The sequence below is a fragment of the Bacillus sp. FSL R5-0585 genome, assembly GCF_038004545.1.
GTDB classification, from domain to species: Bacteria; Bacillota; Bacilli; order Bacillales; family Bacillaceae_G; genus Bacillus_A; species Bacillus_A cereus.
On record NZ_JBBORJ010000001.1, the window covers coordinates 4,358,965 to 4,383,071 of the forward strand.

Consider the following 24,107-nt stretch of genomic DNA (forward strand, 5'->3'; position numbering starts at 1 on the left):
CTTAAATGAGATGCTTCCTCTTTTACGTTTAATCTAATACTTTTCCCTTTGTTTCTGGTACACATAGTAGCATTGTAATTAACCCGATTGGGTAGATGATAAAAATCAAGGACAATGCTCCAAGTAGGTTGCCACCTGTAGCAAGTAAGCCAATAATAACAGGCCCAAATCCAGCTAACCCACGTCCTGTACCGAAAATAAAGTTTTCGGCGGTAGAGCGAGCTTCAGCAGGATAGTTTTCAGCTAAAATTGCTCCAAATCCTCCCATCATTCCATTTGCAAAGAATCCAAGCAATGCACTTCCCCATAATAATAATGTTGAATCTGTGAATAAGAAGAAGTAAATGAGACAGTATACTGTACCGCCAATATAATAGATTGCAAAAGTTTTACGGCGACCAATTTTATCAGCTAGAATACCAAAGATTGCAATTCCAATTAGCATACCGATGGTAGAAATGAACATCCAGCCACTTGCTTTTGCTAATGTATAGTTATATTTATTTGCTAAAATAGTGGGCATCCATGTGAAGATTCCGTAATATCCGAAGTTTTGGATGAACGACATAATAATAAGACCAATTGTTGTAATTGTTACTTTTTTATTGGCAAATAACTTTCGAAGTGGAAATTTTTTTATATGTTTTAGTTGTTCTGCTTCAGTAGTTGTTAATTTACCTGCAGCTTCTTTTTGCAATAGTTCCTTTTTGCAGCGTTGTTTTTGCTCCCATATTTTCGGTTCACTTAAACTTTTACGGACATAGACAGCTAGTAAAGCTGGAATTAATCCAAATAAGAAAACGGCTCTCCATCCAAAGTGTGGGACAATAAATGCTGGAAGGAGTGAAGCAATCAGTACACCAAATTGCCATCCAAGTGCAACAACAGATGTCGCTTTAGCGCGCATTTCTTTAGACCATGTTTCTGTTACGATGGCCATTCCGATTCCGAATTCACCACCAACTCCCATTCCAACTAAAAAGCGCAGAATTAATAATTGCCAGTAGTCTGTTGCGAAATAAATGAGTGCGGTTGCTAGTGAAAACAGTAAGATTGTGAAGGCCATTGTACGAATACGGCCAAATAAATCAGCAATAAATCCAAATAAATAAGAACCAATTAACATTCCTATTGTGGTAGCTAAAGTTAAGTTTCCACCTTCAACAGGACTTAAGTGAAACTCTTTTAAAATATAGACAAGTACGAAAGATAATAGCAACATATCTAAACCTTCTGCTGCATATCCTAGCGCAGAACCAAATAATGTTTTATATCTTTTCGCTTTTGTCTCCTCTGTTGTTTGTTGTACATCAGTAGTGACGTTCATTATTACTCCTCCTTATTTTCTACAGTCGCTATGGAAGAATAACAAAAGACCTTCTCACCTGATATGATGAGAAGGCCAAAAAAGCATACGTATCCCCAAGAAAAGAACATACGTATATTGTATTCCGACTTCCTTCTCAACCTCACGGGGTTGGGTTAAAGGACTGTATTATATTACTTTATTTTTAGCACTCTTCTATATGTATTGTCAAATAAAGAGGAAGTTATTATGTGTAAAATATTTCAAAAAACATTTCGTTCTTCTTGACGCCGACTTCATTATTTTCCCATAATAAAACTAACTAAATAAAAAGGAATGAATCAAAGATGCTAAATTTAGTACTCATGATGATTGAACGAGTCGGACTTATAGTTATTTTAGGATTTTTACTCTCTCATATTAAAACTTTCAGACGCCTCCTTCATAAACAGGATGGCTATGTAGATAAGCTTAAGCTTATTTGTATTTTTTCGGTATTTACAATTGTAAGCAATTACACTGGGATTGAAATAGCAGGAAATACGATTATGAATGAAAATTGGTTACAAGGTGTTTCATCATCGAGTACCATTGCAAATACACGTATTATGGGTGTTGGAATTAGTGGATTGCTTGGTGGTCCTATCGTCGGAATTGGGGTAGGATCAATTGCTGGTATTCACCGTTATATGCTTGGAGGGACGACAGCTCTAAGTTGTGCAATCTCTTCAATTTTAGCAGGCGTTATAACTGGTTATATCGGATACATTTTTAAAAAATATAACCGTACAATTACCCCTAAGTTTTCAGCGATTTTAAGTGTTTTTATCGTTTCTTTAGAAATGATTATGATCCTATTAATTGTAGAGGATGGAATGAGCATTGTGAAAACAATTGCGATACCAATGATCCTTGTAAATAGTTTTGGAAGTTTTATTTTACTTTCTATGATACAAGCTATTTTGCGTCAGGAAGAGAACGCAAAGGCACTTCAGACTCATAAGGTATTACGTATTGCAGATAAAACGTTACCATATTTTCGCCAAGGCTTAACAGAAGAATCGTGTAAGCATGTGGCACAAATTATTCACCGCTTTACAGGAACAGATGCGGTATCCTTAACAGATACAGAGAAAATATTAGCTCATGTTGGATTAGCATCAGATCACCATATTCCGTCACATAGTTTAATAACTGGTTTGTCGAAAGAAGTGTTACACACAGGGAAAATAATGAAAGCAAAATCACGTGAGGTTATTAATTGTCAACATGAAGGCTGCCCTTTGCAAGCGGCGATTGTTATTCCACTAACTTCACATGGAAATACAATAGGGACATTAAAACTGTATTTCAAAAATCCTAACCAGTTAAGTCGTGTGGAAGAGGAATTAGCAGAAGGATTAGCAAAAATATTCTCTACACAACTTGAATTAGGTGAAGCTGAGTTGCAAAGTAAATTATTGCAAGATGCGGAAATAAAGGCATTACAAGCACAAATTAACCCGCATTTTTTATTTAATGCGATTAATACAGTATCAGCTTTATGCCGAACAGATGTAGAAAAAGCAAGGAAGTTATTATTACAGCTTAGCGTATATTTCCGATGTAATTTGCAAGGGGCACGTCAGTTATTGATTCCACTAGAACAAGAATTAAACCATGTACAGGCATATTTATCCTTAGAACAAGCAAGGTTCCCAAATAAGTATGAGGTAAAGATGTATATTGAGGACGAGCTAAAGACAACTTTAGTACCACCATTTGTTCTTCAACTATTGGTTGAAAATGCATTGCGACACGCTTTTCCGAAGAAGCAACCAGTATGTGAAGTAGAAGTGCATGTTTTTGAAAAAGAGGGTATGGTTCATTTTGAAGTAAAAGATAATGGGCAGGGAATTGAGGAAGAACGTTTAGAACAATTAGGAAAGATGGTAGTTTCGTCAAAGAAAGGGACTGGAACAGCTTTATATAATATTAATGAACGTCTTATTGGATTATTTGGAAAAGAAACGATGCTTCATATCGAAAGTGAATTAAATGAGGGGACAGAGATTACTTTTGTTATTCCAAAAAAAGTAGGGGAGGAAGAGCAGATTGTTAAAAGTATTAGTAGTTGACGATGAAATGTTAGCACGTGATGAACTAAAGTATTTATTAGAGAGAACGAAAGAAGTTGAGATAATTGGTGAGGCTGATTGTGTGGAAGACGCATTAGAAGAACTAATGCAAAGTAGACCAGATATTGTGTTTTTAGATATTCAATTATCCGATGATAACGGATTTGAAATCGCCAATATATTAAAGAAGATGAAAAATCCACCTGCAATTGTATTTGCTACTGCCTATGATCAATATGCACTGCAAGCATTTGAAGTAGATGCGTTAGACTACATTTTAAAACCATTTGATGAAGAGCGTATTGTGCAGACATTAAAGAAGTATAAAAAACAAAAACAATCGCAAATAGAAACGAAGCACGAAATAAAGGGGACAGATGTAACAGTAGAGATGCATAAATTAGCATTACCAATTGAAGAATCAATCGTACTTGTTAATATTGAAGATATTGTATATGTAGGACTTGTGGACGGAAAAGTGACAGTAAAAACAATGAGGGAAACATATGTAACACACGATACACTTGTGATTTTGGAAAAGAAGTTGCCGCAAGTAAGTTTCATGCGTGTTCATCGTAGCTTTATTGCAAATATTAATCATATTACTGAAATTCAGCCATGGTTTAACTCTACTTATAATTTAATCATGAAAGAGGGATCAAAAGTACCTGTTAGTCGTACATATGCAAAAGAACTCAAGAAGCTGCTTCGTATTTAAGGAGCAGCTTTTGTATTTCATCCTTTTATATTTGTAACTGATTCTGTATATTTGACGCTCTGTTATGTAAACGCTTACTCGGGCGGTTATATCCTATACAATAAAGGTACCAAATCGAAAGAGGTGGCCAAAATGAGTACGAAAAAAGTATATAGTTTCTTATCACAAGCATTCATATTCTCAGCTATTATGTTAATTTCTAATATTATTGCAACACATTTACCAATTCCAATGCCTTCATCGGTAATCGGGTTAGTTATTTTATTTAGTCTATTATGTTTAAAAGTTATTAAATTGGAGCAAGTTGAATCACTCGGAACAGCTTTAACAGGTATTATTGGATTCTTATTCGTCCCATCAGGTATTTCAGTTATTAATTCTCTTGGTGTAATGGGACAATACTTTGTACAAATTTTAACTGTAATTGTTGTAGCAACAGTTATTTTACTCGCTGTAACAGGATTATTTGCACAATTTATTTTAGGAAAAGATGAAAAAGAAACAGAAGATACAAAAGAATTGAAAGTAGTAAATAAAGGACGCAAGCACGGAAAGGTTGCGTAACCATTGTATTTATATATTGTTGGGAGGTAATGAACATGGCAAGCACAATGACTCCATATTTCGGAATCGTCGTTTCATTAATCGCATACGGAATCGGAACATTATTATTCAAGCATTCAAAAGGGTTCTTCCTATTTACACCATTATTCGTGGCGATGGTATTAGGGATTGTATTTCTAAAGGTAGGTAACTTTACTTTTGAAGAATATAATACTGGCGGAAAAATGATTAGTTTCTTCTTAGAGCCAGCAACAATTGCATTCGCTATCCCACTATATAAACAAGTTGATAAGTTGAAAAAATATTGGTGGCAAATTTTATCAGCTATCGTGGTTGGATCTATTTGCTCAGTAATTGTCGTGTTCATTGTTGCAAAAGCAATCGGTTTAGATACAGCAGTAATGAATTCAATGCTACCACAAGCAGCAACAACAGCAATTGCGTTACCAATTTCAGAAAGTATTGGTGGTATTCCAGCAATTACATCGTTTGCAGTTATTTTCAACGCAGTTATCGTATACGCATTAGGAGCATTATTCTTAAAAACATTTAGAGTGAAACATCCGATTGCAAAAGGTTTAGCACTTGGAACAGCGGGTCATGCATTAGGAGTTGCAGTAGGAATTGAAATGGGTGAGGTAGAGGCAGCGATGGCAAGTATTGCTGTAACGGTAGTTGGGGTTGTAACAGTAGTTGTCATCCCAATGTTTATGCCATTCATTGGATAGTAAAACTTACTTGAAAAATAAGAAAAGCAAGCTATTTGTAGGACAGATTTCTACTGATAGCTTGCTTTTTATGTTACAGTAGTGGTAAGACCTATTAAAAAATGTAAGTTTCCTTAAATCTTCATTAATACTATGTAGAATACGTTTTGAATTAGGTCATTGTATTGTAAAATAAGAAGTAGGCTACTATATACCTGGTAAGGTAGGCATATAATGAGTTTATAAAAATCTTAATATGAATGAATAATTAAAAGTAGAAAAGAGAGAGAAATCTACTTATTAACGTTTTAGTTTATAGGACAGGAGAGAGTATTCGTCGATTATGCAAATAAAAAACCTGTTTCAAAGCAAAGGATTCCAGAGGTTACTCGTATTAGTAATACTTGCTCTCGTGTTATACGGGCTGCAAAGTATGTTGAATTTAATATTAATTACGTTTATTCTCACGTATTTAATGGATCGATTCCAAAAGTTTATTTCACGCAAATTAGATCATTTCATGCCTATTAATCGAAAAATTATTATAGCGTTTCTATATGTAATGTTAATTGGTGGAATTGCTATTACGCTATTTAAATATTTACCAGTATTGACGATACAAATTTCACAACTGATTTACCAATTCAATGTATTTTTAAGAAACCCACCAGATAGTGAACTAATTAAGTATGCAGTTAATGCTGTCAATCATATGGAGCTTTCTAAATATGTAGGACAAGGCGTAGACATTTTGTATAAATCAATTACGAATGTTGGTAAATTTGGCCTTCAAGTTTTACTTTCTTTAATTTTGAGTTTGTTTTTCTTATTAGAAAAATCTCGTATTGTCGGTTTTACTGCAAAGTTTAAAGAAAGCAGGCTTGCAATTTTCTATACTGAAATTGAGTACTTCGGAAAGAAATTTGCACGTTCATTTGGAAAGGTAATCGAAGCGCAATTTTTAATTGCTGTTGTTAACTGCGTTCTTTCAGTTATCGCATTATGGATATTAGGATTCCCGCAATTATTAGGTTTAGCGTTAATGATTTTCTTGCTTGGCTTAATTCCAGTAGCGGGGGTTATCATTTCGTTATTCCCACTTTGTATGATTGCTTACAATATTGGCGGTATCATGTACGTTGTTTATATTTTGGTTATCGTAACAGTGATTCATGCGCTTGAAAGTTACGTATTAAACCCGAAGTTTATGTCGCAAAAAACAAATTTACCGATTTTCTATACATTTATGGTATTAATCTTCTCAGAACACTTCTTAGGTGTATGGGGATTAATTATCGGTATTCCAATCTTCATCTTCTTATTAGATGTTTTAGACGTGACAAGTGATGAAATGGAGAAGGATGTTGGAAAAAATAAAGTGAAGTAAAGAAAAAGCATCGATGTTCGGTGCTTTTTCTTTTATAATATGATGTTTCTTATGCCATACTGTAAGCAGAACATAGAATAGGGGTGAAGTAATGGCTGTAAATGAAAAGGTAGAATTGGCTACATTTGCTGGAGGGTGCTTCTGGTGTATGGTTTCACCATTTGAAGAGATGGAAGGGATTGTAAAGGTTGTTTCTGGCTATACAGGTGGTCATAAAGAGAATCCAACGTATAAAGAAGTATGTTCAGAAACGACGGGACATTATGAGGCAGTACAAATTACATTTGATGCAAATAAAATGCCGTATGAGGAATTGTTAAATATATATTGGAGACAAATTGATCCGACCGATATTGGTGGACAATTCCACGACCGCGGACAGTCTTATGAAACGGTGATTTTTTATCATAATGAAGAACAACATAAAAAAGCAGAGGCCTCAAAAGAAGAGCTTGAACAGAGTGGACGCTTTTCAAAACCAATTGCGACAAAAATACTACCAGCAGCTACATTTTATCCAGCTGAAGAATATCACCAAGGATACCATAAGAAAAACACATTCCGCTATGAGTTATATCGTAAAGGCTCAGGACGAGATGCTTTTATTAAGCAACATTGGCCAAAGGATAATGCTCATTTAAAAGAAAAACTCAATGAGATGCAGTATTATGTAACACAGGAAAATGGTACAGAACCACCATTTCGAAATGAGTATTGGAACCATAAAGAGGAAGGTCTTTATGTAGACATCGTTTCAGGTGAGCCGTTGTTTACTTCTCTAGATAAATTTGATAGTGGATGTGGATGGCCTAGTTTTACAAAACCAGTGATGTCAGCAAGTGTGAAAGAAAAGATGGATGTGAGTCATAATATGACACGTACAGAAGTGAGAAGTAAAGAAGGAGATTCACATCTTGGGCACGTATTTCCAGATGGTCCAGGACCAAATGGCCTTCGTTACTGTATTAATTCCGCAGCTCTTCGATTTATTCCAAAAGAGGAATTAGAGAAAGAAGGCTATGGCGATTTCCTAATCTTGTTTGGAAATAAAAAATAACCTCGCAGTTAGCGAGGTTATTTTTTTGTTATTTTGTTTTTTTCTTTTTAAATTTGCTTAATACTTCATAAACGATTGGAACAATAAGAAGTGTTAATAACGTTGAACTTGTTAATCCACCAATTACCGTTACGCCAAGTCCTTTAGAAATTAAGCCACTACCTTCAAATCCTAATGCAAGCGGGATAAGAGCACCGATTGTTGCAATTGCAGTCATTAAAATTGGACGAAGGCGTGTTGCACCAGCTTCTAATAAAGCTTCACGTGTTGATAGTCCTTCATTTTCCTTATGAATAACGCGGTCGATAAGCACGATTGCGTTTGTTACAACGATACCGATTAACATAAGCGCACCAATCATTGCAGATACACTTAATGTTTCACCAGAGATTAATAAGGCAACAAGAGCCCCAATAATTGTAAATGGTAGCGAGAATAAAATTGCGAATGGTGCTAGGGCACCACCAAATGTAACGACAAGAACGAAGTATACAATGGCAATCGCAGCTAACATCGCTAGGCCAAGTTGCTTGAATGATTCTTGAATATCTTTAGTAACACCGCCCATAGAAACATCTACACCAGAAGGAAGATCCATTTTATCTACTTCTTTTTGTACTGCAGCAGATGCTTTTGAAACGTCATCAGATGTTAATTTGGCACTAACCTCTGCATAAACACGTCCATCTCGGTGTGTTACTGTATTCGATGTTTCACCTTCTTTTACAGTCATAACATCTTTCACAGCTACTTCATTACCAAGTGGTGTTGTAATTTTGCGATTTGTTAAGTCATCGATTGTTTCATAATTTTGTTTTTCAGCTTCTACATATACATTGATATCTTTACCGTCTTTTTTAATTGTTGTCAGAACAGGGCGATCATGTTGATTAGAAAGTCCCATTCCAATTTGAGCAGCCGTTAAGCCCATTTTACTCAGCTTTTCTTGATCTGCGACTAAAGTGTACTCTGCATATGTTTTTGCAATACTAGAATCTATATCTTTTAAGTCTTTATTTTTCTTCATGATATTTTGAATATCTTTTACGACAGGCTTAATGTCTTCTGAGCTATCTCCATAAACGTATAGTTTAATTTCGTTACTACCGCCACTTGCTCCGAAGTCTTGGTTTTTCCATTCGCCTTTGCCAGACATCTTCTGTAAATCTTTAACGACTTGTTCTTTCTCTTTTTCAAAGTTTTTCGTGTCGTTATCATATTGCACGAAGAACATTGCTTGGTTTGATTGACCAGGACTCATTGGATTCTCTCCACCTAATGAGAACTGAATTGTTTTGACGTCTTTATTATCTTGGAAGTGCTTCTCAGCTTTTGTTGCAATTTTTTCAACGTCTTCTAACGTTTGACCTGGTTCAGGATTATATGTTGCAATAATCATTTTTTCTTCTTCAGAAGGTAAGAAACTTACACCGATAACTGGTACAAGTGCAAGACTACCAACTAATAGAAGGACAGCGATACTTGATGTAATAATTTTGTGATTTAAAGCCCATGCAAGTATGCGTTTATACCCATTTGCTAATTTACTTGGTTTTTCTTCATGATGTACTTCTTTTTCCCTCATGCTCTCTTTCTTAAATAAGGAATGAGCTAGCATCGGTACGATTGTAACTGCTACTAGTAATGATGCTAATAAAGCGAAGACGATAGTTAAGGCGAATGGTAAGAACATTTCACCAATCATACCTTTTACTAGTCCAAGCGGTAAAAATACAGCAATTGTTACAATGGTGGAAGACATAATCGGGATAAACATTTCTTTCGTAGCTTCACGAATTAAATCTTTTCCACGTAATTTCTCTTCTGATAACGACATACGTCGGTAAATATTTTCAATAACAACAATTGAGTCATCGACAACGCGGCCTATAGCAACGGTCATTGCTCCAAGTGTCATAATGTTAAGCGTAATATCCATTTGCTTTATGACTAAAACAGCAATTAATAAAGAAAGTGGTATTGAAACGACAGAAATTAACGTTGTTCGAATATTTCGTAGGAACAGCATAATAATAACAATCGCAAAGATAGCACCGAAAATTGCTTTGCTCAGCATTGTTTCAACTGATTTTTCAATAGGTGCACCTTGGTCGAATGTTGAAATGATCTCTAAATCTTTATATTTTTTCTCAAGATCTTTTACTTTATCTTTTACTGCATTTACAACATCAACTGTATTTGCATCAGAGGCCTTCACAATTTGAATTCCAATTGCTTCTTTTCCATTTGTTCGAGAAATAGATTCTGCTTTCCCAACTTCTTTAATGTCAGCAATTTCGTCTAATGTAACTGTTGGAATCCCGTTCATAGCAGCTGGATTCATTTGCGGCGTTTGTGCACCAGCGCCAGCATTTTGACTACCTTGACCGTTAGGTGAGGAAGGTATAGCTGGGATTTTAAGTTCTTTTAACGCTTTAATCGTTGTAATATTGCCATCTACAACAACTGATTTTTCCGTGTCTTTAAATGTGTATAAGCCAAGTGGTAAAGATACATCCGATCCCTTAATCACATTTTTTACGGTATCTTCACTTAGTCCTAGTTCTTTCATTTTATCTTTCTTGAAGACAAGCTGTACTTCATCTACTTGTTGGCCAGCAATTTGAACAGATGCAACACCATCAAGTCCTTTTAATCCTGGTACAACATTTTTTTCTACATTTTCAGTTAAGGTAGCTAAAGATTCATTCTTACTTGCCACGCTTAACGAAATAACTGGAAAGGCATTGAAGTTTACTCGTGAAACTTTAGGATCTTTAACACCTTCTGGGAGTTTTACATGTGTGAGAGCTTCTTTAATTTCTGTTTCTGCTTTTTCCATATTTTTATCAAAATCGTATTCTACTTGAATAGAAGATGCGTTTTGAAAAGATGATGAACTCACAACGTTAACACCGCTTAAATTTTGTAGTTGTTCTTCCATCGGCTTTGAAACTTTATCAGCTACTTCTTCTGGTGTAGCACCAGGATAGACCGTAGTTACTGTCACAATCGGTGTTGTAATATCAGGGATTGTTTCCAGCTTCATATTGAGTCCAGAGTAGATCCCCGCAATAGTAACAATAATGGTTAGTAGCCAAACTGCGAACTTATTTTTTAACGAGAAATTGATGATTTTGTTCATGTTTGCGCTCCCTTTTTATTATATTGACCAACTGGTCAGTCTAATACATAATATAACTGACCGTTCGGTCAATCGTCAATAAAAAGAGATGGTATAATACATTTATAATAAGATGCGAGATTAAATTTAGGAGAGAAGATATGAAAGAAAAAGAGCGTTTAATTATAGAATCGGCTATGAAGTTATTTGCTACTAAGGGTGTAAATGCGACATCAGTGCAGGAAATTGTGACAGCTAGTGGTATATCTAAGGGAGCTTTTTACTTATATTTTAAATCGAAAGATGAGCTTTTATTAGCGACACTTCGATATTATTATGACAAAATCCAAAAGAAAATGCTGGATATTGAACAAGAGTCTTTATTACCACGTGAAAAATTTGCAAAACAATTACATTGTCAGTTTAATGATATACAAAAGCATAAAGAATTTATTATTATGCATGCGAGAGAAAATGCGATTCCGTTTAATAAAGAAGTAGAAGAATTTATGATGCGGATGAAGTTAGAGTCTCATGCATTTTATCGGAATAGTTTATTGTCCATTTATGGTGAAAAGGTTATGCCATATTTATTGGATTTAGTAATTATGGTAGAAGGCATATGCCGTGGGTATTTAGAATTAATTATTTTACAAGCACCAGAAATTGATTTATCGTATGTAGCTGCTTTTATTTTAAAAAGAGTAGATAATTTAGTAGATGGCTTAGTAGAATCTTCGGAAGAACCTATTTTACATGAAGAAAAGCTTGGAGAATTCCTTTGTAAATCAGAGCTTATTAAGGAACAAGTTAAAGAACATTTTTTAAAAGAGATTATTGTATTTAAGCGCACTTTAGCTGATCAATTAGAGGATGATGAGCTGTTGGTTACATTAGATGTTTTAGAGGCGGAAATACGATTGCTTAATCCAAGAATTCCGGTAATTAGAGGTATGTTAGCAAATTTAGAGGCGTATCCGGAATTAAAAGAATTTCGATTACGCCTTATAGGATACTACAATATAAAAAATTCTTAATAAAAATAAGTAAAAAACTCCTTGTCTACACAAGGAGTTTTTTCTTAAAGACTACTTACTATTTTGAGACCATTCTTCAACATCCCAAACTTTTGTGATCCAATCTTCATAGAAGTCCGGTTCGTGACATACAAGGAGAATTGTTCCTTTATATGCTTTCATAGCCTTCTTAAGTTCCGCTTTTGCTGTAACATCAAGATGGTTTGTCGGCTCATCAAATAATAGCCAGTTACTTTCCTCACCCATTAGCTTACATAAACGAACTTTTGCTTGTTCTCCACCACTTAATTGGCTTAATGGGCGAGAAATATGTTCATTTTTTAATCCGCATTTTGCTAACATCGCACGAATTTGATGCTGGTCTAGGCCAGGGAATGTATTCCATACATCATCAATTGGTGTTATATTATCAGCTTTAACTTCTTGTTCAAAGTATGCAGGCTCTAAGAAGTCACCAAGACTTGTTTTACCGCTTAAAGGTTTAATTTTACCTAAGATTGTTTTTAGCAACGTTGATTTACCAACACCGTTACATCCAACAATAGCAATTTTTTCACCACGTTCAATCGTCATTGATAGCTTTGGTAGTAGCGGATGTGTATATCCGATTTCTACATTTTCACCTTCAAAGACGAAGCGACTACTTGCACGACTTTCTTTAAATGAGAATTCCGGTTTAATTGCTGTTTCCGGACGATCAATAAGCTCCATGCGATCAAGTTGTTTTTGACGACTCTTTGCACGACCTGTCGTTGAATAACGAGCTTTGTTCTTTGCAATGAAGTCTTCTTGCTTTTTGATAAACTCGCGCTGTTTTTCATAAGCGTTTATATGTTGATTTTTATTGATTTCTGCTAGTTCTAGGAATTTTTCATATGTCGCTGTATAGCGTGTCATTTTTGTGAATTCTAGATGGAAAATAACATCAACACATTTGTTCATAAATTCCGTATCATGAGAAATTAATAAGAATGCATGTGGATATTCTTTCAAATAATTTGTTAACCAATGAATATGTTCAACGTCTAAATAGTTAGTAGGTTCATCAAGCAATAACACTTCTGGCTGTTCAAGTAATAGCTTTGCAAGCAATACCTTTGTACGTTGTCCACCACTTAATGCTGAAACATCACGATCTAAACCAATTGCATCAATTCCAAGACCACGTGCAGCCTCTTCAATTTTCATATCTAGTAAGTAGAAACCACCTGCTTCAAGTGCATCTTGTATTTCTGCCATTTGCTCAAGAAGTTCTTCTAGTTCTTCTGGTGTAGCAGTTCCCATTTTTTCTGTAACTTCATTTAAAGCTTTTTCCTTTTCGAATAACGGTAAAAATGCATCCGCTAGTACGTCACGGATTGTACGCCCAGGTGTTAAAACAGTATGCTGATCTAAGTAGCCGTAATGTGTGCCCGGTGTCCATTCTACGCGACCTTGGTCATGAATAAGCTGACCAGTAATGATATTCATGAATGTTGATTTACCAACACCGTTTGCACCAACTAATCCAACGTGCTCACCTGCTAATAATCGCATAGATACATCTTTAAATAATGTACGATCGCCAAATGTATGTCCTAATTTTTCAACTGTTAATAAGCTCATAGTATCCTCCGTCCAACTTGAAATAGTACCTTGAATCATGATACTAAATTCTTTCATATAATGCTATCATTTCAAAATGTATATTTTTTCAAAAGAAGTGTTTGTAAATGTTAGTATATAAAAAAGTTACTTCTCCTACAGAAGTAACTTTTTGGTTATGCCTTTTGTTTAACTTCACTAACTTTCTTTTCAGCTACAATAAAATGCGGTCTACGTTTTGTTTCATAATAAATACGACCGATATATTCACCAATAACACCTAGGAATATGAGTTGAATACCGCCAATAAATAGTATAGCGGAAATGAGAGTAAAGTAACCAGGAACTTCCACACCACCGAGGATGATTTGAACGAACGTAGTGATTACGTATAAAAGTCCTAAAATGGTTGTTAGTAATCCAAGATATATAGATAGACGTAACGGTTTATTATTGAATGAAATTACACCATCAATTCCATAATTTAATAATTTCGAGAAGGTCCATTTACTTTCTCCATCAGAACGTAATACATTTTCATATTCAATGATTAATTCGTTATAACCGATCCAAGAAAATAAGCCCTTTGAAAATCGGTTGTATTCACTTAAAGATAATAAAGAATCTACTGCTCTTCGACTTAAAAGTCTAAAGTCACCAATACCGTCTACTAATTCAATATCTACAAATTTATTCATCACTTTATAGTAAAGACGAGAGACGAAAGAGCGAACGGGTGAATCACCAGTTCTTGTTCTTTTTGCAATGACTTGGTCGTAGCCGTCGTTATATCCTTCTAACAGTTCTTTTATTAACGTAGGAGGGTGTTGTAAGTCAGCATCCATAATAACAATTGCATCGCCTGTAGCATATTTTAAACCAGCTAACATTGCAGCTTCTTTTCCGAAGTTTCGACTAAATGATATGTAGTGTACCGATGAATCTGCACTAGCTAAATCACGTAAAATATTTAAAGTATCATCTTTACTACCATCATTAACAAAAACAAATTCATAATCGGTAGTTAATTTATGAATTTCAAGGGAAGTCTCTGAATAAAAGGCTCGAAGCACCTTTTCTTCATTGTAGCATGGTACAACTATTGAAAGGGTCATGTTTGACACTCCTTGTTTGTAGTGGATTAAAATAATATTTAGATATTATTTTAGGAAGCTATCTAAATAGATAGCTTCATGATTCATTAAGTGCTCATTATTGCTTTTTAAAAGAAAATTTTCGTCGTGCTTTTGGATTTTTGAAAATTAGTAAAGCTATACAGATAATTAGTGAGATGATTGATATAGTCATACCTAATTTGAAGTAAGGTGTAACGTAAGTCATTTCGATTACATGTGAACCTTTTGTAATTGGAACACCGATAAAGGCAGAATTCGCTTTCGTAAATTCTGTTTCTTTCCCATCAATTTTTATAGTCCAGCCTTTACTATATGGGACAGATAGATATAAGAGCCCGTCTTTATTTGATTTGATATCCCCTTTTAAATAATTGTTCTTATAATAAATATTTTCAAGCCTATTTTCAGTTAGTTTTTTTGTTTCTTTTTGTACACTTTCATAGTTTACAATATTTGCTTGCAAGTCACCTAATTCATACTCACCTGCCATATCAATAGAGATAGTTAGGTTTTCTGGACGCTCATTGCCCAAATTGTAAACAAACCTTTCTAACGGATAAGAGTATGCACCAGCATCGTCCCCTTTTCCTATCGTTTTTCCATTAACAGTTGCATTGAATGTGCCTGCATTTTTTAATTTTAATTCTATCAGTAGATCACCAGGTGTATCAGGATAATTGATAGGTACAATCATATTTCCAAAGCCATGAACAATTAGTTTATTTTCTTGTTTTTTCATGTTTTCGAATTTTGCTTTTTCCGTTTTAATAGATACTGCCTTTGATTTAAGGTCTTGTTTATTAAAATGGTTTAATGAAAATTCTTTTGTATTATTAACGACAACAGCATGTAATAATAATTGATCACGCTGAGCGAAGTTTAATTTAGAAAATTCTTCTTCACTTATAGCCGAATCATATACATATCCTAACGGTAAAGCATAGTCATTTTTGTAAATATTATATGGTCCTACTTGCTGTAATAGTTTATATCCATAAGGTACATTCTTTGAATCTGTATCAGCACTTAATACGCGATATTTTATACCTAGCATATTTTCGAGTAGTAGTCGACTATCAGCTTGATAAAACATTGAAGGTGTATCGTACATTTGGAATACGCCATATTTATTTTTCATAAAGTCATGGACATAATAATTAACCAAGCTTTGATACGTACTTACGCCATGATATCCTTGTAGCATTGGTGTGTTATATTCGCTATATGGATTAAGAATACGATAAAAGTCTTTATCATTTTCTTGTATGTAGCGAATTGCAGCAATTTCTTCTTGATTATCATAGCCTGGTTCGTGTAACTTTTCAGTTGAAATCTGGCTCTGTCCGTAAACTGTGCTAAGTATATTATTCGCATACATATAATTCATAGAAATTGTGCTAACGAGTACGTTCAATACAACTAAAAATTGTATGAAAGGTTTAGAAATATAACGCCATAAACATACTGTAATAACAGAAAGAACGACAGTTCCGAGTAAAATGTTATCAACGTCTTGTAAAGGTTTATCAGTTACATTTATATTTGCCTTTCTATAAAATGCATAAATGAATAATCCAATAGACACTAATAAACTTATTAAATAAGGTAATTTGTAGTCTTTCTTATGAATAATCATCCAATCTAGAATGTATGCAATTGTTTGGGCAATTACAAATACAAATAAATAAAACCATCTAGATTGCATTGCTGAAAAACCATTAAACATAGAATATGTATATGGAAGCATAAACAGAATGAACATGAATAACGTAAAGAATACTTTATTCTTAACGAGTTTATCACGTATAAACATTCCAAATACGATTAAGAATAAAATTAAAGCTGGTAAAGCTAATTGATGATTTTCAGCATTATACATGAAGAAAATATTTTCCATTAAATCTTTATAAAATTTATCTTCAAATAATAATGGTATCTCAAACTTTTTTGATAGTCGATCAGCGCTAAATACGGCATTAACTGATGGGAGGAAGCAAACGGCGGCTAAACCGAGTGATAATCCGTACAATAAACCGATTCTAATATAATAAGTTAGAAAAGAGACAATCGTTTTATTTTGTTGTGTCGCAAAGTATTGGAATAATGCATAAATAAATATGAAAATACTTGTGATAAAAGCAAAATAAAAGTTTGATGCTAACATTAAAGTAGCAGCGATTAGGAAAAGGCCGTGCTTCTTTTCAATAATATATTTATCAAGTCCCCATATTACTAATGGTAAAAATACAATGGCATCAGCCATGAAATCCCATAGTAAAGAGTGGCGGATGAAAGTAATACAGCCACCATATATAATAGCAGCAACAAAAGATGAGAATGCTGTTTTATTATGGTAACGTAAAGAACCATACATGAATACCATAGCTAAAAAGTTTTTTAAAATACTCATGTATAATTTCACGTCATATACTTGCTCAAGACTTAGTTTAGGTAGTAACAGTGTAATCCAGAAAAACGGTGATGTGCTGTAATAATAACTAAACTCTCCAAATAAATCTCCACCTAATCCATAATCAAAAGACCAAAAAAGGTTGCCATCTTTAAAGGCATGTTGTAGAAGAAACGTAAAAAAGCCAAATTGACGTAACGCATCCCCTGTACCAGAAAAGGCTTGATTAGATGTTAAAAAGAAATAATGAAAAGCAAAAGCGCACAATAATAATATTGGTATAATTATCATTGTTTTCTTGGAAAAGAATTTATTATTCGGCTTTATGCTCATAAAAATTGATAATCCTCCTTTGAAAGTCGTTACATGTAGCAACTAGTTTTTAGGTAGCATATAAAAACACACCAATTTTTAAAGGTGTGTTCTTTAGTTTTTACATGAGAAAATATATATTTTTGTTGAAGCATATATATTTTTACAAGCGTTGAATTTCATAGTTTATATATAATTTAGTATAAGGCATTTTCAGAAAGTAAGTCAATTTGAGCTGGAATATATAGCATTTTTTTACTGAAGAAAAATGATGGTATATAAAAAAAGCAAAAAGCTTTTCCATTTTTAAATAGGAAAAGCTTTTTGCTTTTAAGCATGTTTGCGAATGAGCTTTTGTTTTATAAACCCTAAAACAAATCCACGTATTTGAGGATCAATTCCAATTCCAATTATACCGTATAGTATACCAGTAAGAGTTAAAGCAATTAGTGGCGGTAAGTTGATTAATGCAATTCGGTATATACCGTAACTAATAATAAAGGCTAAGGAATTAAATATAACTCCTTTAACTAATAATTGCATGCCTTTACGAATAAAGAGGGTAAATCCGATTAATAGTGTAATTTCGGTAAGGATAGCTGCGGCAGCTGCTCCCATCATTCCATATTTACTACCTAATACAATATAACCTATGATGGCAACAACTAATCCAATAGTCATTGTTGTTGCACGTTTCCATTGCTGGCCAATCGTTGTTAAATTATCGGCTAGTGGATAGTTAATTGATTGTAAAATAACCATAAACGCTAGAATAGCAAGAGCGTCACCGGCGGGAGCGTATTCTTCTCCTAATAAACTAACAATCCAGAAACTTGGATCCGCAATAAAGGGGATAGAAATTCCCATTCCTAAAAAAGACATAAGTTTTAATTCAAAACTTGATAATTTTCTATGTTCTTCAATATTTTTCTCATTACCAAAAGCAAAAAGCCTTGGATAAAAGGCCGCTGCAATTACCCCAGGTATTTGATATAGTACAGCAGGTATTTTAGATGCAGCACCAAAGAATCCAACTTGATTATACGTTGAAACCTTTTCTAATATAATAGGGCCCAATTGTGGTAAGAGCATAATGATGATGCCATTGATTGTAAAAATAAGTAGTTGATCTAAAATGCCTTTATCCCAACCCTTATGGACCTTCGTATAACGTATTGTCATTATAAAGGCGATAACACCTGTTACAAGACTAGATACCCCGTACATGGCAGCAACCATCATAAGTGACCATTGGAAAGACATCCCTAGTAATAGGGCAGCAGCAGCAGTTACACCTTGTAGTACAGAAATAATAGCTGTAAATTGCATGCGTTCTGTTACTTGGAAGTAAGCCATTCCAACACCTTGTAAGGTTGCTCCGAACATTGTTGGTAGAACAACCCAATATACCATCGCGCGTAAGTAAGCATCGGGATAGAAGAACTGGGCAAAAATAGCGAAAAGTACAGAAATTACGATAGCTAATATTAAACGAATACGTAAGTAACTACTTATTAGCACGCTAATATTAGCATCGCTTCTCGTTCCTTCACGCATAAACGTATGTGTTAAACCTGCATCTGTAAAGTAACAAATAACAGCTGAAACTGCTAACGCAGTTGTAAACATACCGTAATCACTTGGAGAAACATACCTTGCAAAGAAAATTGTTGCAATAGCCAGTACAAAACGGACAGTAATGTTTCCTACAAACAGGTAGGATGCGTTTTTTAGAATTTTATTTGTTTTCATGAGAAAAGACCTTTCTATTCTTTAGGACCCGGTTAGCTTGTCCTATTTGTAAATTTGATTTGTTCACAGAAAGAGAGAGTATCGTTATATTTTCAGTTTAAGAAAACAGAAATTTAATTCGTACAAACCAAAGCATTGCATATAGTTTTTTACTACGTTTTCCATTCTTTGAATAGATTTTACGGCAATATTTCTTTATATCTTTTTTGATTAATTGAACTTGTGATTTATCTAATTGAGAGTTTTCTTTAATATATATACAAGCGTTATTGATGACTGTATAAGGGAATAAATAAGTCTCAAGAATTTCAATAAGTAACTGAGAATCTTTTGTAATGAAATCTTGAGATTTATTATGTACCCATTCCTTCATACGATTGAATACTTCCAGCTCTTTTGTCGTTTTTAATTCATAATCTTTATACTTAGAAGAAAGATTTCCTTCTGATAAGATTCTATAATAAGTTAAGTATTCATGGACATAACATACATTTGTCACACTCATAAGTTTAAATAAAAACTCTAAATCTTCGCCCCAACTACATTCTGGTGTAAAACGAATGTTATGATCCATTACGATGGATCGTTTGAAAATCCAAGTACTTGTTTGAGCAACAACTTGATGCGTTAGGAATGCTTTTGCCATATCACCTTTAATAAAGTTTGTTGTATGTTCAACCTTCTCACCTGTTTCTTCGTAGAAATTCATATAACCACAATAGCAAGCGTCCATGTTGTTTTTATGCATACTTTCGACTTGCTTCTCAATTTTAGTTGGATGCCATAAGTCATCGCTATCAAGAAAAGCGACATATTCTCCGCTAGCATTTTCAATACCCGTATTACGAGCTACTGAAACACCTTGGTTTTTTTGATGAACGTATTTTACTTGCCCTGGATATTTTTCAGCAAGGTTTTTCACAATAGAAGGTGATTGATCTTTACTTCCATCATCTACAATTACAATTTCGATATTTTTATATGTTTGATCTAGTATTGACTGCATCGTTTCTTCAATATATTTTTCCGTGTTATACAGGGGTATGACAACAGAAACAAGTTGCTTTTGTTCCATCATAGAATTTTTATCTCCTCAAGTTTTTTATGTCTTGCATCATATATACAAGCCTTTTGAAAGGAAGAAGATTACAAGAACATCTGTATAAGTTTAACGCATATAAACTTTGTAAATCAACTTTCTATTAAAAAGGTGGCGGGAAGTTAGATTCTTATGGTTAATTCTCGTATTTCAAACAGCTTTATCATGTCTATTGCATATAACTTCTTATTCATGTCATTTTAACTTATTAGTTAAGTAGGATGTATCTATCGTAACGATTGTGAAGGCGAATAAATTATTATTAAGAATAAAAAACCTCTTAATTTTTGCAATAAATTAAGAGGTTTTTTATATTAGCTATGAAATATTAGGTTAGTCTTTGTCTGGCTCAGTTGCATTTAATTTTTGCTTTAGTAACGCATAATCTTGCGTTAATGTTACAAGTTGATGATGTTGTTTAGAAATTTTTCTTGTTAGGTCAAAAATTAAGATGAAACAGAATAATAGTCCAAATAAGAATAAAATGGAAGGGGGATATTCTACTTTTAATAGTTTTCCAATCCAGTTTATAATTTTATCGGTAGAACTTAAAATAGCCATTGCAATACAAACGAAAATCCATAAAACAGCATATTTCGTTTCTAAAGTTCCACGGCGAATGGAATTAATAATTAATAATAATAATAATAAAATAAAGATGAATGAAAAGGTAATTATAGGCATTTATTATCAACCTTTCACGATTTTTTGCATCAATATAGCAAGACTTACTTTAATCATGTAATATGCAGATTTAAAAGGTGTGATAGAAGATTGTCCACCTTGTCGCTCTTGCATATTTACAGATATTTCATTAATACGAAGTTTTTTCTTTTTTAAATGAATAAGAACTTCTGGTTCTGGATAATCTTTTGGATAGTTGTGTGCAAAAATTTTAATTACTTCTCGATTGATAGCACGATATCCAGAAGTTGGATCCATAAATGTTTGTTTTGTTAGTACTTTCAATAGGGCAGTAAAATAAAAAATACCGATCCTTCTGGAAATACTACCTTTATATGCTGTTTTTTCTGTAAAACGTGACCCTAGCACCATATCGCATTCATCTTCAGCGATTGGCTTTATAATTTTATATAAATCATCTGGATTATGTTGTCCATCAGCATCGAACTGAATCGCAATATCATATCCGTTCTCATATGCGTATTTATATCCAGTTTGTACAGCTGAGCCAATACCTAGGTTATATGGTAAATTCACAAGGTGAACAGGAAAATCTTGTACGATTTGAGCTGTTTTATCGTGTGATCCATCATTAATAACACAAATGCTTAATCCTGTAAAATGCTGTTTTAGTTTTAATAGTCTTGTTAATGTATCTGCAATTGCTTCTTCCTCGTTATACGCTGGAATAATAATTAACGTTTTTGGTATTGAAATTGGTACTTCAATAGTCATTACCGCACCATCCCTTATATACTTAATCATATTATGGTTATTTTTAAACGAACTTTATTTAATATACCATTAACAGTATAACAAAATAAAGGAAAAGCTGGTGCATGATTTAGGAGAACAGATTGAGAATAAAATGGTAAGAGGTGATATTTTGTATAAAAAAATACATGCAAGGAAGAAAAAATCTGTGCATGTATATGGAAGAGTATTGTATTAAATATTCCAAGGTTTATTTAAAGTTAAAACCTCAGCCATTTCTTTGCTTTTTAAACGTCCTTTTTTTCTATTTTCCGCACGTTCTGAACCGGTTGTGTATAACCAATGTTCTTCCTCAGTTTCAGGTAGTACTTGTGGTACGGACGAAGGTTTTCCATCTTTTATTGCTACAAATGTAATGAAGCAAGTAGCAGCAATTCTACGCTCGCCGGCTAATAAATTTTCTGCAATTACTTTTACGAAAACTTCCATTGAAGATTTCCCTGTATAACATACGAATGCTTCATAACAAACAGAATCAGCTTGGTGAATTGGAGTTAAAAAATCAACTGAATCAATAGATGCTGTTACGCAATGTTTACGACTATGTCTTGCAGCCGCAATTGAAGCAATACTATCAATTTCTGCTAATAATTTCCCCCCAAAAAGTGTTTGGTGATTATTTAAATCGTTAGGAAAAACACGTGTTGTCTTAATTGCTTTAGATTCTCGCATGAATTTCTTTTCCATATATTCAGCCCCTATAGTCTGTTTTCAATCAGAATAATATGTGTAAGCTTAGTACTCATATTAGATATTTAATGAAGTAAAGTGTAGTCCAAAAGAGTATTATTTAAACTTCTGTATTTGTATTCATGTAACTGAAAGAAAATTTATTTTATCTAAAATGTAGTGTAAAAGAGGATTCGCTTACATTGCAAGTAAAAAGTAATGACTATGTATTTGTCATAGAAATTCTCTATCAGCCGTGTACCCATTCATGATAGAATCGTTTTGTTATGAATGGAAATAGAGGTGCAATGGACATATGAATCATATACAAACAAATTTTTCATCTTTCTTCAATAAAATTACGATCGGTGCGATGTTCGCATTTTTTGTTTATAGTTGTTGGGCAGCATTTGAGACAAGTAAGCAATTCTTTGGAGGAAGTACAACAAGTGTAACAATCATATTGGCAATTTTCGTCATACTTATTTTGTTAGTGGCATCAATTCTACAATATCGTTTTACAGATAAACAATTTCTTATTTTTCTTATAAGTATATCTATAGTTGTGAGGCTTAGTATGCTGTTATTTGTAGATGCTCCAATAATTGGTGATATGAAAGTGATGTATGAGTCTGCAAAGCAGATTGCAATTGGTAATAATATAGAGACTGTAACTCATTTGCCTTTTATTATATATGAGTCAGTAATTATTCGTATATTTGGTGATACATTATTCGCTTTACAACTATTTAATGTGTTATTTTGCGCAGGAACCGCATTTTTTATTTATCGTATTGCAGCAATGGTTTTTGGAGAAGAATGCGGTCGTATTGCTTCTATCTTTTATGCTCTGTATATTCCAAATATATTCATGAGTTCCGTATTAACTCCTGAGTCACTTGCAATATTTTTATTTTATTTTGCTTGTTACATACTTTTATATAAAGGATTAGATCATCCTTATATGTGGGTGTTTTCAGCGATTTTATTTGCATTTAGTAATATGATTTTCCCAATGGGATTATTTCTTCCTATTTTTATCACGGTATATGTATTATTAATCGAAGTATTTCAATCAGCAACGAAACAAAAGGTGTTACTAAAGATGATGGGGATACTTATTCTATTTTATAGTGCCCATTTTGGTGTGAATTATGGAATTAAGACAATGGGAATGTCACAATATACGATTGCGAATGAGACGTATGTTCAATCTGTTTTAATTGGAAAAACGCAACATGAAGAAAAAATATCGAAAAATCAAAGTGTAACAGAGCATATTGATCAAAAGTTAAAAGAGATTGAGGGAGAAAGATTTAAACTTTTAGAACCGATGATAAATCAGTTTTCAGATGAGGGGATAAATTCTATTCTTTTCAAATATGAAAAACTGATATATATAGCCGTAACATTGTTTATGACTATAGCTCTATTACACTTCCTTATTAAGAAACAACAAAATGAGGGATATATGTTGTTCTTATTTTTAATTAGTGGATACGTATTGTTAAAGCTCTTCCAAGTAGATATGGCATATTACAATGTAATTATGCCAGCATTGTTTATTTTGCAGAGCTTTGGTGTTTATATGAGTTATGTGTATTGTCAAAAAATATTTTTCAGAAAATAAAAAGAATCCATTCTGGATTCTTTTTTTGATGGAAGATGAA

General features: G+C 33.4%; 18 protein-coding genes and 1 pseudogene. 9 read left to right on the plus strand and 10 right to left on the minus strand.

Going from position 1 to position 24,107, the window contains the following annotated elements; genetic code table 11:
* Positions 1 to 28: 28 nt before the first annotated feature.
* On the minus strand, positions 29 to 1,327 hold the full coding sequence (locus MKY38_RS22555; RefSeq protein ID WP_098529253.1) for an MFS transporter: 1,299 nt from the start codon (positions 1,325 to 1,327) through the stop codon (positions 29 to 31).
* 326 nt (positions 1,328 to 1,653) lie between these two features.
* Between MKY38_RS22555 and lytS the strand changes: the two genes are divergently transcribed.
* The 7 genes and pseudogenes from lytS to msrB all read left to right on the plus strand — a co-directional run bounded on the left by lytS (position 1,654) and on the right by msrB (position 7,856).
* A complete protein-coding gene (lytS, locus tag MKY38_RS22560) occupies positions 1,654 to 3,423 on the plus strand; it encodes a two-component system sensor histidine kinase LytS (RefSeq protein WP_000933561.1) in 1,770 nt (589 codons plus the stop codon).
* Complete coding sequence (locus MKY38_RS22565) at positions 3,401 to 4,141, plus strand: LytR/AlgR family response regulator transcription factor (RefSeq protein WP_000921843.1); 741 nt, start codon at positions 3,401 to 3,403, stop codon at positions 4,139 to 4,141. Before lytS ends, MKY38_RS22565 begins: the two co-directional genes overlap by 23 nt.
* Positions 4,142 to 4,273: 132 nt before the next feature.
* The gene (gene lrgA, locus MKY38_RS22570) at positions 4,274 to 4,705 is read left to right on the plus strand and encodes an antiholin-like murein hydrolase modulator LrgA (RefSeq protein ID WP_000104901.1); all 432 of its coding nucleotides are present in this window, start codon (positions 4,274 to 4,276) and stop codon (positions 4,703 to 4,705) included.
* A gap of 35 nt (positions 4,706 to 4,740) precedes the next feature.
* Positions 4,741 to 5,433, plus strand: coding sequence for an antiholin-like protein LrgB (gene lrgB, locus MKY38_RS22575; protein ID WP_000168869.1), 693 nt, complete (start codon positions 4,741 to 4,743; stop codon positions 5,431 to 5,433).
* A 322-nt stretch (positions 5,434 to 5,755) separates the two neighbouring features.
* Positions 5,756 to 6,799 carry an AI-2E family transporter gene (locus MKY38_RS22580; RefSeq protein ID WP_001166010.1) on the plus strand — a complete coding sequence of 348 codons (1,044 nt, stop codon included), beginning with the start codon at positions 5,756 to 5,758 and terminating at the stop codon, positions 6,797 to 6,799.
* A 91-nt stretch (positions 6,800 to 6,890) separates the two neighbouring features.
* Positions 6,891 to 7,358, plus strand: a pseudogene (gene msrA, locus MKY38_RS22585) (peptide-methionine (S)-S-oxide reductase MsrA); the annotation flags it as partial.
* 45 nt (positions 7,359 to 7,403) lie between these two features.
* Positions 7,404 to 7,856: a peptide-methionine (R)-S-oxide reductase MsrB gene (gene msrB / locus MKY38_RS22590; protein ID WP_224201069.1), complete on the plus strand. Its 453-nt coding sequence runs from the start codon at positions 7,404 to 7,406 to the stop codon at positions 7,854 to 7,856.
* Positions 7,857 to 7,884: 28 nt separating this feature from the next.
* Here the strand turns inward: msrB and MKY38_RS22595 are convergent, their stop codons facing one another.
* Positions 7,885 to 11,001: an efflux RND transporter permease subunit gene (locus MKY38_RS22595; protein ID WP_086388871.1), complete on the minus strand. Its 3,117-nt coding sequence runs from the start codon at positions 10,999 to 11,001 to the stop codon at positions 7,885 to 7,887.
* Between the two features lie 140 nt (positions 11,002 to 11,141).
* Here MKY38_RS22595 and MKY38_RS22600 point away from each other — a divergent pair, with 140 nt between their 5' ends.
* On the plus strand, positions 11,142 to 12,017 hold the full coding sequence (locus MKY38_RS22600) for a TetR/AcrR family transcriptional regulator (protein WP_000659648.1): 876 nt from the start codon (positions 11,142 to 11,144) through the stop codon (positions 12,015 to 12,017).
* 51 nt (positions 12,018 to 12,068) lie between these two features.
* On the opposite strand, the gene MKY38_RS22605 is transcribed toward MKY38_RS22600, so the two are convergent.
* The 8 genes from MKY38_RS22605 to MKY38_RS22640 all read right to left on the minus strand — a co-directional run bounded on the left by MKY38_RS22605 (position 12,069) and on the right by MKY38_RS22640 (position 22,455).
* Positions 12,069 to 13,622 carry an ABC-F family ATP-binding cassette domain-containing protein gene (locus MKY38_RS22605; protein WP_000055410.1) on the minus strand — a complete coding sequence of 518 codons (1,554 nt, stop codon included), beginning with the start codon at positions 13,620 to 13,622 and terminating at the stop codon, positions 12,069 to 12,071.
* Between the two features lie 155 nt (positions 13,623 to 13,777).
* Positions 13,778 to 14,716, minus strand: coding sequence for a glycosyltransferase family 2 protein (locus MKY38_RS22610; RefSeq protein WP_000175825.1), 939 nt, complete (start codon positions 14,714 to 14,716; stop codon positions 13,778 to 13,780).
* A 97-nt stretch (positions 14,717 to 14,813) separates the two neighbouring features.
* Positions 14,814 to 17,480, minus strand: a complete 2,667-nt coding sequence (locus MKY38_RS22615) for a YfhO family protein (RefSeq protein ID WP_098272927.1) — start codon at positions 17,478 to 17,480, stop codon at positions 14,814 to 14,816.
* A 309-nt stretch (positions 17,481 to 17,789) separates the two neighbouring features.
* On the minus strand, positions 17,790 to 19,211 hold the full coding sequence (locus tag MKY38_RS22620; RefSeq protein WP_046393130.1) for an oligosaccharide flippase family protein: 1,422 nt from the start codon (positions 19,209 to 19,211) through the stop codon (positions 17,790 to 17,792).
* Between the two features lie 97 nt (positions 19,212 to 19,308).
* On the minus strand, positions 19,309 to 20,289 hold the full coding sequence (locus MKY38_RS22625) for a glycosyltransferase family 2 protein (protein WP_000970530.1): 981 nt from the start codon (positions 20,287 to 20,289) through the stop codon (positions 19,309 to 19,311).
* Between the two features lie 354 nt (positions 20,290 to 20,643).
* Entirely contained in the window at positions 20,644 to 20,994 is a 351-nt protein-coding gene (locus MKY38_RS22630; protein ID WP_001121774.1) for a DUF2304 domain-containing protein, read from the minus strand.
* A gap of 6 nt (positions 20,995 to 21,000) precedes the next feature.
* On the minus strand, positions 21,001 to 21,729 hold the full coding sequence (locus MKY38_RS22635) for a glycosyltransferase family 2 protein (protein ID WP_000151539.1): 729 nt from the start codon (positions 21,727 to 21,729) through the stop codon (positions 21,001 to 21,003).
* A gap of 213 nt (positions 21,730 to 21,942) precedes the next feature.
* Positions 21,943 to 22,455 carry an acyl-CoA thioesterase gene (locus tag MKY38_RS22640; RefSeq protein WP_000412123.1) on the minus strand — a complete coding sequence of 171 codons (513 nt, stop codon included), beginning with the start codon at positions 22,453 to 22,455 and terminating at the stop codon, positions 21,943 to 21,945.
* Positions 22,456 to 22,753: 298 nt separating this feature from the next.
* Between MKY38_RS22640 and MKY38_RS22645 the strand changes: the two genes are divergently transcribed.
* Positions 22,754 to 24,067, plus strand: coding sequence for an ArnT family glycosyltransferase (locus tag MKY38_RS22645; RefSeq protein WP_048558655.1), 1,314 nt, complete (start codon positions 22,754 to 22,756; stop codon positions 24,065 to 24,067).
* Positions 24,068 to 24,107: the final 40 nt, after the last annotated feature.

Excerpts from the sequence above, each read along its gene's own strand:
- MKY38_RS22555 (WP_098529253.1), bottom strand. The coding sequence starts at position 1,327 with ATGAACGTCACTACTGATGTACAACAAACAACAGAGGAGACAAAAGCG.
- lytS (WP_000933561.1), top strand. The coding sequence starts at position 1,654 with ATGCTAAATTTAGTACTCATGATGATTGAACGAGTCGGACTTATAGTT.
- lrgA (WP_000104901.1), top strand. The coding sequence starts at position 4,274 with ATGAGTACGAAAAAAGTATATAGTTTCTTATCACAAGCATTCATATTC.
- lrgB (WP_000168869.1), top strand. The coding sequence starts at position 4,741 with ATGGCAAGCACAATGACTCCATATTTCGGAATCGTCGTTTCATTAATC.
- MKY38_RS22580 (WP_001166010.1), top strand. The coding sequence starts at position 5,756 with ATGCAAATAAAAAACCTGTTTCAAAGCAAAGGATTCCAGAGGTTACTC.
- MKY38_RS22595 (WP_086388871.1), bottom strand. The coding sequence starts at position 11,001 with ATGAACAAAATCATCAATTTCTCGTTAAAAAATAAGTTCGCAGTTTGG.
- MKY38_RS22600 (WP_000659648.1), top strand. The coding sequence starts at position 11,142 with ATGAAAGAAAAAGAGCGTTTAATTATAGAATCGGCTATGAAGTTATTT.
- MKY38_RS22605 (WP_000055410.1), bottom strand. The coding sequence starts at position 13,622 with ATGAGCTTATTAACAGTTGAAAAATTAGGACATACATTTGGCGATCGT.
- MKY38_RS22610 (WP_000175825.1), bottom strand. The coding sequence starts at position 14,716 with ATGACCCTTTCAATAGTTGTACCATGCTACAATGAAGAAAAGGTGCTT.
- MKY38_RS22615 (WP_098272927.1), bottom strand. The coding sequence starts at position 17,480 with ATGAGCATAAAGCCGAATAATAAATTCTTTTCCAAGAAAACAATGATA.
- MKY38_RS22620 (WP_046393130.1), bottom strand. The coding sequence starts at position 19,211 with ATGAAAACAAATAAAATTCTAAAAAACGCATCCTACCTGTTTGTAGGA.
- MKY38_RS22625 (WP_000970530.1), bottom strand. The coding sequence starts at position 20,289 with ATGATGGAACAAAAGCAACTTGTTTCTGTTGTCATACCCCTGTATAAC.
- MKY38_RS22630 (WP_001121774.1), bottom strand. The coding sequence starts at position 20,994 with ATGCCTATAATTACCTTTTCATTCATCTTTATTTTATTATTATTATTA.
- MKY38_RS22635 (WP_000151539.1), bottom strand. The coding sequence starts at position 21,729 with ATGACTATTGAAGTACCAATTTCAATACCAAAAACGTTAATTATTATT.
- MKY38_RS22640 (WP_000412123.1), bottom strand. The coding sequence starts at position 22,455 with ATGGAAAAGAAATTCATGCGAGAATCTAAAGCAATTAAGACAACACGT.
- MKY38_RS22645 (WP_048558655.1), top strand. The coding sequence starts at position 22,754 with ATGAATCATATACAAACAAATTTTTCATCTTTCTTCAATAAAATTACG.